10 protein-coding genes are annotated in these 15,044 nt (G+C 70.4%); 4 read left to right on the forward strand and 6 right to left on the reverse strand.

The genetic code is table 11. The annotated features are described in order from the left end of the window. Positions 1 to 180: 180 nt before the first annotated feature. Both T333_RS08180 and T333_RS08185 read right to left on the reverse strand, forming a co-directional pair. Entirely contained in the window at positions 181 to 1,020 is an 840-nt protein-coding gene (locus T333_RS08180; RefSeq protein WP_496424053.1) for an SDR family oxidoreductase, read from the reverse strand. Then, entirely contained in the window at positions 1,017 to 1,964 is a 948-nt protein-coding gene (locus T333_RS08185; protein WP_496424054.1) for a patatin-like phospholipase family protein, read from the reverse strand. The genes T333_RS08180 and T333_RS08185 overlap by 4 nt, the downstream gene beginning before the upstream one ends. Before the next feature lie 69 nt (positions 1,965 to 2,033). Here T333_RS08185 and T333_RS08190 point away from each other — a divergent pair, with 69 nt between their 5' ends. Further along, positions 2,034 to 2,651 carry a TetR/AcrR family transcriptional regulator gene (locus T333_RS08190; RefSeq protein ID WP_496424055.1) on the forward strand — a complete coding sequence of 206 codons (618 nt, stop codon included), beginning with the start codon at positions 2,034 to 2,036 and terminating at the stop codon, positions 2,649 to 2,651. A gap of 9 nt (positions 2,652 to 2,660) precedes the next feature. Here the strand turns inward: T333_RS08190 and T333_RS08195 are convergent, their stop codons facing one another. Continuing rightward, positions 2,661 to 3,206, reverse strand: coding sequence for a histidine phosphatase family protein (locus T333_RS08195; RefSeq protein WP_354999968.1), 546 nt, complete (start codon positions 3,204 to 3,206; stop codon positions 2,661 to 2,663). 204 nt (positions 3,207 to 3,410) lie between these two features. On the opposite strand from T333_RS08195, the gene T333_RS08200 reads away from it, so the two are divergent. From T333_RS08200 to T333_RS08210, 3 genes are all read left to right on the forward strand, one after another. Then, the gene (locus T333_RS08200; protein ID WP_496424056.1) at positions 3,411 to 8,375 is read left to right on the forward strand and encodes an ATP-dependent helicase; all 4,965 of its coding nucleotides are present in this window, start codon (positions 3,411 to 3,413) and stop codon (positions 8,373 to 8,375) included. A 15-nt stretch (positions 8,376 to 8,390) separates the two neighbouring features. Continuing rightward, positions 8,391 to 9,170 carry a DNA-formamidopyrimidine glycosylase family protein gene (locus T333_RS08205; RefSeq protein WP_354999966.1) on the forward strand — a complete coding sequence of 260 codons (780 nt, stop codon included), beginning with the start codon at positions 8,391 to 8,393 and terminating at the stop codon, positions 9,168 to 9,170. Between the two features lie 189 nt (positions 9,171 to 9,359). Next, on the forward strand, positions 9,360 to 11,315 hold the full coding sequence (locus tag T333_RS08210) for an FAD-dependent oxidoreductase (protein ID WP_496424057.1): 1,956 nt from the start codon (positions 9,360 to 9,362) through the stop codon (positions 11,313 to 11,315). Between the two features lie 4 nt (positions 11,316 to 11,319). Here T333_RS08210 and T333_RS08215 read toward each other — a convergent pair whose 3' ends face one another. The 3 genes from T333_RS08215 to T333_RS08225 are packed head-to-tail and all read right to left on the reverse strand — an operon-like array spanning position 11,320 to position 14,421. Next, positions 11,320 to 11,694 (reverse strand): DUF742 domain-containing protein, encoded by a 375-nt coding sequence (locus T333_RS08215; protein ID WP_496424058.1) that lies wholly within the window; start codon positions 11,692 to 11,694, stop codon positions 11,320 to 11,322. Then, positions 11,691 to 12,116, reverse strand: a complete 426-nt coding sequence (locus T333_RS08220; protein WP_141807197.1) for a roadblock/LC7 domain-containing protein — start codon at positions 12,114 to 12,116, stop codon at positions 11,691 to 11,693. Before T333_RS08220 ends, T333_RS08215 begins: the two co-directional genes overlap by 4 nt. Then, a complete protein-coding gene (locus T333_RS08225; protein WP_354999963.1) occupies positions 12,094 to 14,421 on the reverse strand; it encodes a sensor histidine kinase in 2,328 nt (775 codons plus the stop codon). The genes T333_RS08220 and T333_RS08225 overlap by 23 nt, the downstream gene beginning before the upstream one ends. Positions 14,422 to 15,044 lie beyond the last annotated feature (623 nt).

A 15,044-nucleotide genomic window follows, 5' to 3' on the forward strand; every position in this document is an offset into this window, starting at 1 on the left:
GCATGGAACGAGATCGCGTCCGCGTTGGCGGCGCGGGACGTGAATGTCGACGCCCGCTCGCGAGCTCTGCTGGACGGGGCGGCTGCGCTGCGTGCGGTGTTTGTGTCGAAGCGATTGCGAGCAAGGAGGTTCGAGCCCCGCGCCGATGCCCGGTAGGCACGGTGGTGGGGCTCGGTCGGCTCACTTCGTGATCGAGCGAACCTCTTCCTCGTACTTCTCCCGAACCTCGGCGTCGGCGGGATGGAGCGCGCGATTGCCGTCGAACAGTTTTCGGACCAACTGAACCGCCCGCTCCGGTGCGGCGGCAAGTGCGAGATCGATGCCCCCGAGGTAATTCGGTACGGCCACTTCACCTTTGCGTGTCTGCAAGGTCCCGACGATCGCGGCGGCCACGTCTTCCGGGTCCACTGTCGGCATCCCGCGACCGAGCGTCAGCCCCGAGGACAACCTGGTCCGCACCGCCGACGGCAGCACGCAGCTGACGCTGACACCGCGCTCGGCGAACTCCAGACGCGTTGCGGCAGAAAGACCTACGGCGGCGAACTTGCTCGCGTTGTAGACGGCCAGGCCGGCGATCGGGATCTTGCCTGCCAGCGAGGCGACGTTCACGACGTGCCCGCTCCCGCGCTCGACCATCCCGGGAACCACCGCGCGCATGCCGTGGATCAATCCCCAGACGTTGATGTCGAAGGTGGCGCGGCCGATCGCGTCCGGCTCGTCGAGGAACGCGCCCGCGGGCATCACGCCCGCGTTGTTGACCAGGATGTCGACGCGGCCGAGCTCGGCGACGACCTTGTCCCACTGGTCGCTTGCGCGCACGTCGAGCTCGAAGGCGCGGGCGCCGATGGCCGCGGCGGCCGCCTCGCCCGCGGCGATGTCGACGTCGGCGATGGCGACGTGGGCTCCGGCGTCGGCGAACAATTGGGCGGTGGACTGGCCGATACCGCGCCCACCGCCGGTGATCAGCACCTGGGCGTCCCGTAGCTCGATGGCGGGATAACCGTGACCGAGAATTCTCACGCGAAGACTCCTTGTTCGAGGGCGCGGCGGGTGCTGCGCAGGCTGTGCCGGAAGGTGTCGAGACGGCGACGGCCGTCCATGAAGTTCGGGCCCATCACCGCGAGGTCCTCGGCGGTCGCGCCGAGCATCAGCACGCGGGTGCCCGCGGCGCGCAGCTGGGCGATCTCCGCGGCGAGCTGGGCGCTCATCCGGTCGCGGAGTTGACGCTCGAGGAAGTGGCCGGGGCCGGTGGCGGGCACCCGTGACGCGGAGGCCATCGGCGCGAGCACCACGACCTCGTCCAATCCCTGCCCGGCGAGCAGGTCGACGGACGCGGTGGATCCGGCGCCGCCGTCCACGAACCGGCGTCCGGCGATCGGGACCGGCGGGAACCAGCCGGGAATCGCCCAGGACGCGCGCAGCGCCGCGCCGAGGGTGGCGTCGGGTGCGTCGGGCGCGCCGAACGGAACTCGCACCGCCGTCGCGTGATCCATGCTCACCAGCCAGGTCGCCGGATGCGGCACCCAGGTGCGGTCCCGGTTCAGGCGCTCGGCGAGCCGCTGCAACCATCCGGCGTCACCGCCGCCGATCGGCAGTAGGCCGCTGCCCGCGGTGAGCAGTCGCTGCCCGGATCCCGCACCGCGCAGAGTCAGCCTCGGTGCGCCGAGGCCGGGGCGGGGCAGCGGCGGGAAACGGCCAGGTTCGTCGCGCATGTGCGCGAGCAGCGCCGGATTGGTGCTCCGGCCTTCCTGCATGGCGACCAGCTCGTCGACGTCGATGCCGCTGCCGAGCATGGTCACCATCTCCGCGCCCGCCGAGGTGCCGAGCAGGACGTCGGCCTCGCGCGGATCCCAGTCGAGCACGTCGCGCACCGCGGTGAGCGCGGCGACGATCCATGCCGCGCCGACCGTCCCGCCGCAACCGATGGCCAGGCCACGTCGCTGTGGCCCGTTCTTGTTACTCATGGTTTCGCACACTATCAGAATTCAAATTCTCTCAGTATCCGAAATCTGAGAGTACGTAGAATCGCGGGCATGGCACGACTGACCAGGTCCGAGAGTCAGGCCCGCACCAGGGCCGATCTGATCGCGACCGCGCGCGATCTCTTCCTCGCCGACGGTTATGCGAAGACCTCCATGGAGCGCGTCGCGGAGGAGGCCGGGTACTCCAAGGGCGCGGTCTACTCCAACTTCCGCACCAAGAAGGAGCTGTGCCTCGAGGTGCTCGAGGACATCCACGCCACCAAGTTCGGCGAGGTCTCGGAACTGGTCGCCGCGGACGAGAGCTTGGAAGAGCGGCTGGCGCGACTTCAGGACTGGGCCGAGCGCACCCTCGGCGACGTCGGCTGGACGATGCTCGAGTTCGAATTCGCCACGCTCTCGCGCGACGATCCCGAGCTGCGCGCCGCGCTGGTGTCCAACCTCGGCGCGGTGCGCGGCGCGGTGGCCGCGCAGTTGCAGACACTGGCCGACAGCCTCCGCTTGGACTTGCCGATGCCGGCGGAGGACGCGGCGTCCGCGGTGCTGAGTCTCGGTCTCGGCCTGGGCATTCAGCGCGCCATCGACCCGTCCCTGTCGGCGCGGCTGATCACCGACGCGGTGCGGCTGTTGCTGAGCGTCGCCGAACGGTCTACGCCGCTCGGCGCGGAATGATCGACGCGCTCACGGCGGAAAATGCAGCGTCCACTCGCCGCGGTAATGCAGGCGGGTGACACTGCCGGGCGGAATGTCGATCCGCCAGAACGATTTCGGCGGGGCGTCCAGCGTCACCAGCAGCGCGGCGCGGATCACCGCGGGATGGGTCACCGCGATGGTCGACTTGCCCTCGGAGGCGATCTCGGCCATCCAGTACCTGGTCCGCTCGATCACGTCCAGCACCGACTCCCCGCCGTGGCCGCGGAACTGCGGGTTGGTCAGCCACGCGTAGAGCTCGTCTTGCGGCACCGACATGAGCTCGCCGCCGCGCCACGCGCCCGCGTCGAGGTCGCGCAGCCGGGCGTCCTCCTCGCCGGGCAGACCCATCAGGGCCGCCGTCTCGACGGTGCGGCGTTCCGGTCCGGTCAGCACACGCGCGGCGGTGAGCGGGGCACAGGCGGAGATGGCGCGGCGGCCCGCCTCGGTCAGGGATTCGTCGACTGGAAAACGTGCCTTTCGCATCGCCTCGGTCATGCCATGGCTGACCAGGTCGAGTCTCAGCACCTTTTGCACGGATCGAAGCGTACGACCCGGCGACGGCGGACGGACCCTTATCCGGCCTGTCGGTCTGTTCGTCGTGTGCTCTCGGGTAACGCTAGGGGTCCGCGCCGGGGGCGCGGTCGGTTTCGTCCAGGTCTCGTCGGCGCCGTGTCGTCGAGCCGCCGGTTGCCGCCTCGCGGTCGGTCGCCTGTCGGTGCTCGGGTGCACACTGATCCCATGGCCACGTTCTCCACCGCCATGTTCACCCGCGCGACCCAGGAATGGTTCGACGGCGCGTTCCCCGCGCCGACCTCGGCCCAGCTCGGCGCGTGGCAAGCCATCGCGGCCGGAGAACACACCCTGGTCGTCGCGCCGACCGGCTCCGGCAAGACGCTCTCGGCGTTCCTGTGGGCGATCGATGAACTCGCCGCGCGCGAGCGACCGGACGACGCGCCGAAGCGCCGGACGCGTCGTTCGAGCGAAGACGGCAAGGTCGAACACGTGGGGACCACCGTGCTCTACGTGTCCCCCCTGAAGGCGCTCGCGGTGGACGTCGAGCGAAACCTGCGCGCGCCGCTGGTAGGCGTCACGCAGACCGCCAAACGGCTCGGCCTCGACCCGCCCGACATCACCGTCGGCGTGCGCTCGGGCGATACCAGCGCCGCCGATCGTCGCGCCATGCAGCGCACCCCGCCCGACATCCTGATCACCACGCCGGAGTCGCTGTTCCTCATGCTGACCTCCGCGGCTCGCGAGACCCTGCGCACCGTGCGGACGGTGATCGTGGACGAAGTGCACGCCATCGCCGGTTCCAAACGCGGTTCGCACCTGGCGCTCTCGCTGGCCAGGCTGGATCTGCTGACCGAGCGGCCCGCCCAGCGCATCGGCCTCTCCGCCACCGTGCGGCCGCCGGAGAAGGTCGGCCGGTTTCTGGTGGGCAACGCGCCCATCACCATCGTCTCGCCGCCCGCGCCCAAGACCTTCGACCTGTCGGTGCGGGTGCCGGTGCCGGACATGACCGAGCCGGGCGAATCCGATCAGCCGGGTTCGATCTGGCCGCACGTCGACGAGGCCATCGTGGACTTGGTGCTCGACCACAACTCCTCGATCGTCTTCGCGAATTCGCGCAGGCTCGCCGAACGGCTCACGGCCCGGCTGAACGAGGCGTACTCGGCGCGGCTCGGCGATCCGATCGACACCGCGCACGCGCCGCCCGCGCTGCTCGGCGCGTCCACCGAGGTGATCCACGGCGCCGACCAACTGCTCGCCCGCGCGCACCACGGGTCGGTCAGCAAGGAGCAGCGCGCGCTGATCGAAGACGACCTCAAGAGCGGGCGCCTGCGTTGCGTGGTCGCGACGAGCAGTCTCGAACTCGGCATCGACATGGGCGCGGTCGATCTCGTCGTGCAGGTCGAAGCGCCGCCCTCGGTGGCGAGCGGACTGCAACGCATCGGCAGGGCGGGTCACCAGGTCGGCGAGATCTCCCGCGGTGTCCTGTTTCCCAAGCACCGCACCGACGTCATCCACTGCGCCGTCGCCGCCCAGCGGATGGTCACGGGACAGATCGAAGCCTTACAGATTCCGGCCCACCCGCTCGACATCCTCGCCCAGCAGACCGTCGCGGCCTGCGCGCTCGAGCCCATCGACGTGGACGCCTGGTTCGAGACGGTGCGCGGGACCGGCAGCTACGCCGGACTGCCGCGCTCGGCCTACGAGTCGGTGCTCGACCTGCTCTCCGGTCGCTATCCCTCCGACGAATTCGCCGAACTGCGCCCACGGCTGGTGTGGGATCGCGACGCGGGCACGCTCACCGGCCGCCCCGGCGCGCAGCGTCTGGCGGTGACCTCCGGCGGCGCGATCCCGGATCGCGGCATGTTCGCGGTGTACATGGTGGGCGAACGGAATTCGCGGGTCGGCGAACTCGACGAGGAGATGGTCTACGAATCCCGCGTCGGCGACGTGTTCGCCCTCGGCGCGACCAGTTGGCGGATCGAGGAGATCACCTTCGACCGGGTCCTGGTGACGCCCGCTTTCGGGCAGCCGGGGCGACTTCCGTTCTGGCACGGGGACGGGTTGGGCAGGCCCGCCGAATTGGGCGCGGCGCTGGGCGAATTCATTCGCAAAGCGGGCCGGGAGTCCGCCGAGGCGCTGGCCAGGTCGGTCGAGCCGTCGGCCGCGGGTGACGGCGCACCGTCCGGGTCGCGGAAGGCCGCCGCGCGGAATGCCGGTTCCGCGGAGACCGATGGTTTCGGTCGCATAGTCCGAGCCGCCGGACTCGACGACAACGCCACTTCGAATCTTGTGACCCTGCTGGAAGATCAGCGCAGCGCGACCGGCCAGCTGCCCACCGACCGGACCCTGATCGTCGAACGGTTCCGCGACGAACTCGGCGACTGGCGGCTGGTCTTGCACTCGCCGTACGGTCTGCCGGTTCACGCGCCGTGGGCGCTGGCGGTCGGCTCCCGGCTGCGCGAACGGTTCGGCGTGGACGCCGCGCCGAACGCCTCCGACGACGGGATCGTGGTGCGGTTGCCCGACACCACCGACGATCCGCCCGGCGCGGAGTTGTTCGTCTTCGACCAGGACGAGATCGACGACATCGTCACCGAACAGGTCGGCGGCTCGGCCCTTTTCGCATCCCGGTTCCGGGAATGCGCGGCGCGCGCCCTGCTGCTGCCGCGGCGCGACCCGGGCAAGCGCGCACCGCTGTGGCAGCAGCGGCAACGCTCGGCGCAGCTGCTGGACGTCGCGCGGAAGTTCCCGGACTTCCCGATCCTGCTGGAGACGGTGCGCGAATGCCTCCGCGACGTCTACGACCTGCCGAACCTGCGCGACCTGCTCGGCCGGGTCGCGCGCAGGCAGGTGCGGCTCGTCGAGGTGGAGACCGCGACGCCGTCGCCGTTCGCCAGCGCGCTGCTGTTCGACTACATCGGCCAGTTCATGTACGAGGGCGACAGCCCGCTCGCCGAGCGAAGGGCCGCCGCGCTCTCGCTGGATTCCGGATTGCTCGCGGAGCTGCTTGGCCGCGTCGAGCTGCGCGAGCTGCTCGATCCGGCGGTGCTCGAACAGACCGAGCGTGAACTGCAACGACTCACCCCCGAACGCCGTGCGCGTGATGCGGAGGGGTTGGCCGATCTCCTGCGGCTGCTCGGGCCGCTGACGCCGGAAGAGGCGGCGTTGCGTTGCGTCGGTGCGCCGGTGGCGCGCGGTGATGAGGATGCGCGGCCGAGCGACGACGAGATGGCGGCGAATTTCGGTGCCGTCGACGAACCGCCCGGCGACCCGCGGCCCTGGTTTGCGGAACTCGCCAAAGCTCGGCGCGCGCTGGAGGTCTCGTTCGCGGGTCGGACCTGGTGGGTAGCCGTCGAGGACGCCTCCCGCCTCCGCGACGCGCTCGGGGTCCCGCTGCCGATCGGCATGCCCGCCGCGTTCATCGAGCCGGTCGCCGACCCGCTCGGCGACTTGGTCGGCCGCTACGCCCGCACGCACGGACCGTTCACCACCGAGGCCGTCGCCGCACGCTTCGGCATCGGCCCCGCGGTCGCCGCCACCGCGCTGCATCGTCTGGTGACCGAAAAGCGGGCGGTGGAAGGCGAATTCACGCCGGGTGCCAGCGGTTCCGAGTGGTGCGACACCCAGGTGCTGCGGCGGTTGCGGCGGCGGTCGCTCGCCGCGGCGCGGCACGAGGTCGAGCCGGTCTCGACCGCAGCCTTCGGGCGCTTCCTCCCGTCCTGGCAGCACGTCGAGACCGGCGAGCTGCGCGGCGTCGACGGCGTCTCGGCCGTGGTGGAACAGCTTGCCGGAGTGCCCATTCCGGCCTCGGCGTGGGAATCGCTGATCCTGCCCGCCCGCGTCCGCGACTATTCGCCCGCGATGCTGGACGAGCTGATGGCCACCGGCGAGGTGGTGTGGTCCGGGCACGGCGCCATCACGGCCAAGGATGGATGGATCGCGCTGCACCTGGCGGACCAGGCCCCGTTCACGCTCGCGCCGCCGGACGAGATCGACCTGTCCGAGGTGCACCTGCGGCTGCTCGACGCGCTCGGTGCGACATTGGCGCCGCGGACGCCGCTCGCCTCGGACTCGCCGGGCCGCCGCGACAACGTCGTACTGCTAGACGACGACATGCCGACGAAGCCGGACGCCGCGATGCCGCTCGACGCCGACCGTGTGACGAAACCCGATGGCGCGGTGCCGCTCGACGTGGACCAGGCCCCGGCCGGTGATGGCCCGCCGCGCTCCGAGCCCATTCGTCTCCCCCCGGTCGTACACGGCGGCGGCGCGTACTTCTTCCGCCAACTCTCCGACTCCACCGGCCTCCTCGACGACACCGCGGTGGCCGCCGCGCTGTGGGAGCTGGTGTGGGCGGGTGTGGTCTCCGGCGACACGTTCGCGCCGGTGCGCGCCCTGCTCGCGGGTACCTCGCGAACCACGACGACGCACCGGACTCCACGCCGCGCGCCACGTGGCCGCGCCTACCTGCCCCGACCGGCCATGCCGACCCGGTCCGGCCCGCCCGCCGTCGCGGGGCGCTGGTCGCTGCTGCCGGAACGCATCGCCGACAACACGATTCGCGCGCACGCCACCGCCGACACCCTGCTCGAGCGTTATGGCGTACTGACCAGGGGATCGGTGCAGAACGAGGGTGTGACGGGCGGTTTCGCGCTGATGTACCGGGTGCTCACCGAATTCGAGGACCGCGGCCGCTGCCGTCGCGGTTACTTCGTCGACTCGCTCGGCGGCGCGCAGTTCTCCACCACCGACGTCGTAGATCGGTTGCGCTCCTTCGACACCGAACGCGGCCGGTCCGGCGATCCGGCGAAACAGGGCAAGGCGCTGGCGCTGGCCGCCTGCGACCCCGCGAACCCGTACGGCGCGGCCCTCGGCTGGCCCAAGGGCGACGGCGACAGTGGCCACCGCCCTGGTCGTAAGGCGGGCGCGCTGGTCGTGCTGGTGGACGGCGAGCTCGTGCTCTACTTGGAGCGCGGCGGCAAGACGCTGCTCACCTTCACCGAGGACCCGAACGCGCGCCAGTCCGCCGCCGCCGAACTCGCCGAGCTGGTCCGGCGCCGCCGCGTCGACTCGTTGGTGATCGACCGGGTGGACGGAGAATCGGTGCACGGCAACACCTTCGCGGGCTTCCTCACCGAGGCGGGCTTCTCCGCCACGCCGCGCGGGCTGCGGCTGCGGAGGCAACCATGACGGGGGGAGCGGTGCGTGCCCGAGGGTGACAAGGTCTTCCTGACCGCGAACCGCCTGCGGCTCGCGCTCGTGGGAAAGACGCTGGTGCGCAGCGATTTCCGGGTGCCGAGGTATGCGACGGTGGATCTGGTCGGCGAGCTGGTCGAAGAGGTCGGCAGCTACGGCAAGCACCTGTTCATCCGCACCACCAACGCGAGCATCCACACCCATCTGAAGATGGAGGGGGTGTGGCGCACCTACTGCGCGGGCGAGCGCTGGACCCGGCCGCGGGTGACCGCGCGCGTGGTGCTCGGTACCGACGACACCGAGGCCGTCGGCTTCTCGCTCGGCACCGTCGAGGTGCTGCGCCGGGCCGACGAGCACACCGCGACCGATCACCTCGGCCCGGATCTGCTCGGCCCGAATTGGGATGCGGCCGAGGCGGTTCGGCGCTTGGAAAGACACCCAGCGCAACCGGTCGGCCTCGCCCTGCTCGATCAGCGCAATCTGGCGGGCATCGGCAACATCTACCGCAGCGAGGTCTGCTTTCTGCGAAAAGTGCACCCGGCCATGCCGGTCGGTGATGTGCCGGATCTGCTGGCCCTGGTCAACGAGGCGCATCGCGTCCTCACCCAGGCCGCGCACCGTCCGCCGTGGCGCGCGTTGGTCTACGGTCGCCAGCGTCAGCCCTGCCAGCGGTGCGGCACGCGGATCGAGGTGCGGCCGCTCGGCGAGACGACCCCGCCGTCGGATCGCATCACGCAGCGCGAACGCGGCATCTACTATTGCCCTCGCTGCCAACCCGAACCGCCCTGAACCCTGGTCGCCGACCGAGCCCGTCAAGTTGTTCGGCATTCGCTATCTGTGATCACGGAATTCCGTGACAACGGTTTGCAAATCGGTCTTTACGCCGGTAATTCTCCAGAGTAGGGTTCGAGCTCGTCAAACTATGTGAGCCGTAATTCCGGTTGCGCCGCCACACTTTTCGGTCTCGGGGAGAACACCATGGAACTCACGGCAGGGCAGCGGGCGGCGCTGGAGCTGATCTGCGACACCTTCGCGCCGGGCGACGGCCTCGCGCTGCCGTCCGCCTCCGAGCTCGGCGTCGCCGACGTGGTGCTCCGGCTGCTCGACCGCAATCCGCGCGAGGCCGAACGCAAACAGCTGGCGACGCTGCTCGGCCTGTGGGATTCCCCGGTTTTAGGTCTGCTCGCTGGCATGGGTCCGCGACGTTTCTCCGCGCGCTCGCAGGCCGATCGCGAACGGCTGCTGCTCGAACTCGGCGAATCGCGGCTGGGGGCCAAGCGCGCGATCTTCCAGGCGCTCAAACAGGCCGCGCTGCTCGCGTACTACACGACGCCGGGACCCGACGGCAGCAACCCGCTGTGGAAGGAGATGGGCTATCCCGCTCCGCCCGGCCCGTTGCCCGGCGCGCCGAAGCCCGCCTTGCGGCCGGTGCGGCCCGGCGCGGACGAGACGCTCGACTGCGACGTCGTCGTGGTCGGTTCCGGCGCGGGCGGCGGCGCCGCGGCCGCCGTGCTCGCCGAGGCCGGTCTCGATGTGATCGTCCTGGAGCGCGGCGAATACTACGACGACGCCGATTTCGGCGCGGGCGAGCTCGACGCGCTGCTGCGGCTGTACGCGCCGGGGCCGTCGGCCACCGCGGAGGGCCAGCTCACGCTGGTCGCGGGCACCTGCCTGGGCGGCGGCACGGTCGTCAACTGGAGCACCTCGCTGCGCACCCCTGACGAGGTGCGCGCGGAATGGGCGAACCTGGGCGCCACCCAGTTCGCCGAGGACGAGTACGGCGCGGCGCTGGACGCCGTCGAGCGGCGGCTCGGCGTCACCTACGACCGCTCGCCGGGCTCCGCGCGCGACGGCGTGCTGGAACGTGGGCTCGCGGCGCTGGGCTGGGATGTCGCCCCGCTGCCGCGCAATGTCACCGACGCGTGCGACGCGGGCGTCGAGTGCGGACGCTGCGGCTACGGCTGTCGGCTCGGCGCGAAGCAGACGGTCACCAAGACCTGGCTCGCCGACGCGGCCGAGCGCGGCGCCCGGCTCGTGGTCGGCGCCGACGTCCGGCGCGTCGAGGTGAAGGGCGGCCGGGCCGAAGGCGTCCAGGCCGTGACCGCCGAGGGCGCGGAATTCACGGTCCGTGCCCGCGCCGTGGTGGTCGCCGCGGGCGCCATCCAGACGCCCGCGCTGCTGCGCCGATCGGGGTTGCGGAACAAGAACATCGGCGATTACCTGCGCCTGCATCCGGCCTCGGCGGTGTTCGGCGTCTTCGACGAGGAGATCAGGCCGTGGGAGGGCGGGCTGCAGACCAGGATCTCGCGCAAGCACAGCGATCTGGACCAGCACGGCTACGGCGTGATCTACGAGACGGGCCCGCTGCACCCCGGTCTGCTGGTCGGCTTCATGAACTGGCGCGGCGCGGCCGAGCACCGCACGGCCATGCTGGATCTGGCCCGCACCGCGGCCGTCGGCGTGATCACCCGCGACCGCGACCACGGGCGCGTCACGGTGGACCGTTCCGGCGAACCGGTCGTGCGGTACAAGCTCTCCGAGCGCGACCGCGCCCACCTGCACACCGGAATCGCGGGCGCCGCCAGCATTCTCGAAGCCGCGGGCGCGAAGCGCGTCTTCTCCGGGCATCAGGCCGGAGCTACCTACGAACCCGGCGTCAGCGGCTCGCACGCGGAATTCGTCGCGGCCTGCCTCACCGCCGGATACGGACCCGGCCGCTGCGGGATGGGAGCGCTGCACATCATGGGCTCGGCGCGGATGGGCGGCTCGCGGGCGATGTCGGTGGCGGATCCGGACGGCGCGACCTGGGAGGTGCCCAACATCGTCGTCGCGGATGCCTCTTGCTTCCCGACGGCGTCCGGGGTGAACCCCATGGTGTCGATCGAGGCGATCGCCTATATGAACGCCAAACGTCTTGCCGCCCGGTTGAGTTGAGCCGCTACAGCGCCTTGATTCCCTTGAGCACCGCGCGCAACACATCCATGTCCCGCGGCCCCGCCTCCGGCGTCGGTTCGGGATCGCGGAAGTCCAGCAAACCGTCATCGATGAGGTCACCGACCAGGATCTTGGTCGAGGTCAGCGGCAGGTTCAGCTGCGCGGCCAGCTCGGCGATGGACTGCGGTTCGCGGGCCAGCCGCACGATCTCGGCGTACTCGGGTTCGTTGCGGCGTAGCGTCCGCGATCCGGCGCGCACCACGAGCGTCAGCATGTTCAGCTCGGGTCGGCCGCCGCCGGAGCGCCCTCCCGTGACCGCGTAGAGGCGGACGAGGGGGCCCGCCTCCTCGTCGAACCAGGACTCCCGCCGGTCGCTCATGGCCGTCGCGAACCGACCCCGTCGAGCTGTTGCGGGCGCGGGTCGACGGATAGGTGCGCGCCGACGCGCTGCACGGTCTGGTTCATCTCGTAGGCGACCATGCCCATGTTGGCGTTCTCCGCGGTGAGCACCGCGAGGCACGCGTTGTCGCCCGCCGCCGTGATGAACAGCACCGCGCGATCGAGCTCCACCACCGTCTGGCAGACCCCGCCCGCGTCGAAATGGCTGCCCGCGCTGCGCGCCACGCCGTGCAGGGTGGAGGCCATCGCGCAGAAGCGTTCCGCGTCCGAGCGATTCATCGCCGTGCTGTGGCCGAGGAGCAGTCCGTCGGTCGACAGCACGACGGCATAGCGGACGTCGAGCAGCCGTTCGACGAGATCATCGAGCAACCAGTCGAGACTACGTGGCTTGGAGGTCGTCACCGGCACCTTCCTGCGGGTTGGAGGTCGTTGCTGTCGGGTTGTCGACGCGGTTCAGGCGACCCTGCCGGGTTCCGTTCTCGATGGCCGACATGAGTGTGCGCGCCTCCTCGGCGGTGCGCGGCCGGGTGGCGGCGGCGCCGTTCGTGCTGGCGGACGGCCCGGCGGACGTCTCGCGACGACGCTTGGGCAGGGCCGGTCGATCGCCGGAACCGGCGTCGACGGCCACATTTGGCGCGGGGCTCGGCGCGGCGAGAGCGGGGACCGGTGCGAATCCGTTGAACGTCCCGTTGCTCGCCAGCGCGTGCGGTTCGCGGGCGGCTTGCTCGCGCGGGGGCTCCTGCCCGGTGGCGATCAGCGTGGTCGGCACCAGCACGATGGCTTTCACGCCGCCGTAGTCGGATTCGGTCAGCCGCACCGAGATGCCGTGCCGCGCGGCCAGTTTCCCGACCACGAACAGGCCGAGGCGGGCATCGCTGGAGAGCGTGGCGACGCTGAAGTCCGGCGGCGAGGCCAGCACGGCATTGCGTTCGGCCAGTTCGGCTTCCGGCATGCCGAGCCCCTGATCGGTGATCTCGATGGCGACGCCCTTGCCGACCAGCGTGCCCGTCACCTCGACCCGCGATTCCGGCGGGGAGAAGGCGGTCGCGTTGTCGGTCAGCTCGGCGATGAGGTGGATGAGGTCGGCCACCGAGGTGCCCGACACGCGTACCTCGGGCAGCTTGCCGATCTGAATCCTAGTGTAGTCCAAGCTTTCCGCGACAGCGCTGCGCACCACTTCGATCAGCGGCACCGGGTTGCGCCAGCGACGACCCGGCTGTTCGCCGCCGAGGATGACGAGGTTCTCGGCGTTGCGCCGTGCCCTGGTGGCCAGGTGGTCGAGCTGGAAGAGCAGGTCGAGGCGGGCGGGGTTCTCCTCCTCGCGTTCGGCCTTGTCCAGCAGCGCCAGCTGACGGTGCACCATCACCTGGCTGCGGTGCGCGATATTGAGGAAGACCGCGGCGACGCCCGCCCGCGTCTTCGATTCGGCGACCGCGGCCGACACCGCCGCCACGTGGGCGCGGTTGAACGCGTCGGCCACCTGACCGATCTCGTCGCCGCCGTAGTCCAGGCGCGCGACCTCCTGCGGGTCGACCTGGTCGCCCTCGCCGAGCCTGCGGATGGTCTCCGGCAGGCGCTCGTCGGCGAGTTCCAGGGTGTCGCGGCGCAACCGGTGCATGCGGCCGATGAAGCGGTTGGCGAGCAGCAGCGCGGCGAGGAAGGCCAGCAGCGTCACCGCGAGCACGGCGAGGCCGCCGTAGAGGGAGTTGCGGGCGATCTCCTCGCCGGTGCTCTCCGCGGTGCGGTGAGCGTCGCGGCTCTGGTCCTCCCACAGCTTCAGCAGCTGCGAGCGCACGGCGGTGGCGGACTGCTGCCATTCGCCGATGCCGAGCGGCAGCGGCGGCGGGGTGTCGGCCGCGCGGGTGGTGCGGGAGGTGGACTGCCTGCCGGACGTGTCGGCGGTGGAACCGTCGGACTCGCCGCTGTGGGTGCCGCGCTGGATGATCGCGTCTTCCATCGCGGTCAGCTGCCGCCAGGTGGGGCTGGCTGTGATCTCCTGAAGCTGTGCTTGGCGCTTTCCGCTCAGCACCGTTGTCGCGTAGGTGACCTCGCCGCGGCCGTCGCCGACGTAGCGGCTGAAGTCGGTCAGCTGTTCGGGGGTGATCTGCTCCGAGATGAGCGCCGCCGAGCCGATCGCGCTCGCCCGCGATACCGCTTCGGCCGCGCGCAGCGCGTGCACACCCTTGTACAGCTCGACGGCGATCTCGGCGTCCGGCGCCACCTCGGCGGCCAGCAGCGAGGCGAGCACGATGGTGTCGATGATCTGGTTGAAGGCGAGGAATACCTGCGCCGAAGGCACGGCGTGCGCGTCGACGCCGCCGCGCAGAGTGGGCAGCTGCTGGTAGAGCACGTCGTAGCTGTCGATATCGCCCGCGAGGTCGGGACGCAGTTCAGAAGCGGTCTCGCCCAGGGCGCCCAGCGCGGCCAGCGCCTCGTCGGAATTCTTGCGGGCGGCGGACAGCGTGTTGGTCGCGTCGTCGTCGCCCGCCAAGTGCAGCAGCGAGGCGCGACGTTCCTCCTGGAACGCCTCGATCATCAGGATCGCCGGGGTGGTGACGGAACTGGCCAGCTCGGCCCAAGACGCCGCGTTGCGACCGGCTTTCACCAGATACCAGGTGGCGCCGATGCCGAGCCCGAGCAGCGCGACGCTGGGGATGAGGACGATCGCCAGCAACCTGGTTCGGACGCCGAGGGGGCGGGACCACATGCCGGTCGGTAATAGCCGTTGAATTCTGCTGCTTATCACCGATGATCTTGCCTACCTCTGGGCATCGCTGCCGCCGTGCGGAACCGGCCGGTGCCAGGTTCGAGAACCGGCATGGGCCGAATGTCCCGAGTAACCCTAGTCACTGAAAGAACGGCGACGCAATAACTTTCGTCGAGCAGAGAGAAGGGTAATGGGGAGTGGCGGTATTCGGGTAACCAAGCGATATATTCGGAAGTGCTACCAATGTGAATGCCGTGGTCACAATGCATTTCGCTCAGATATCGCGGGACGCGCGGGAGTTCGCCGAGTCGCGTTCTCTGGGCGGACGGGAGAGGCCCGAGCTGCCGAATGCCGGAACGGGCAAACTGAAATGGCCCCGGAGTCAGTGGCTCCGGGGCCGATTTTCCCAGTAGCGGGGACAGGCTTCGAACCTGAGAGCTCTGGGTATGGTTCCAGCTGGCTGCCGCGCTGATTCAGCCCGCGCCGGTGTTCTCGACGGCCGCCGAACCCCTTCCTAGTCGAGGAAAGCCGGGCGCGGTGCTTGTTGTCTGGGTGGAGCGTCACCGAGTAGGCGCGGTAGTTCGCGTGCTTGTTGTCGGCTCGGCTGAAGCGACGCTGAGTGA

The sequence above is a fragment of the Nocardia sp. CNS-044 genome (genome assembly GCF_059570515.1).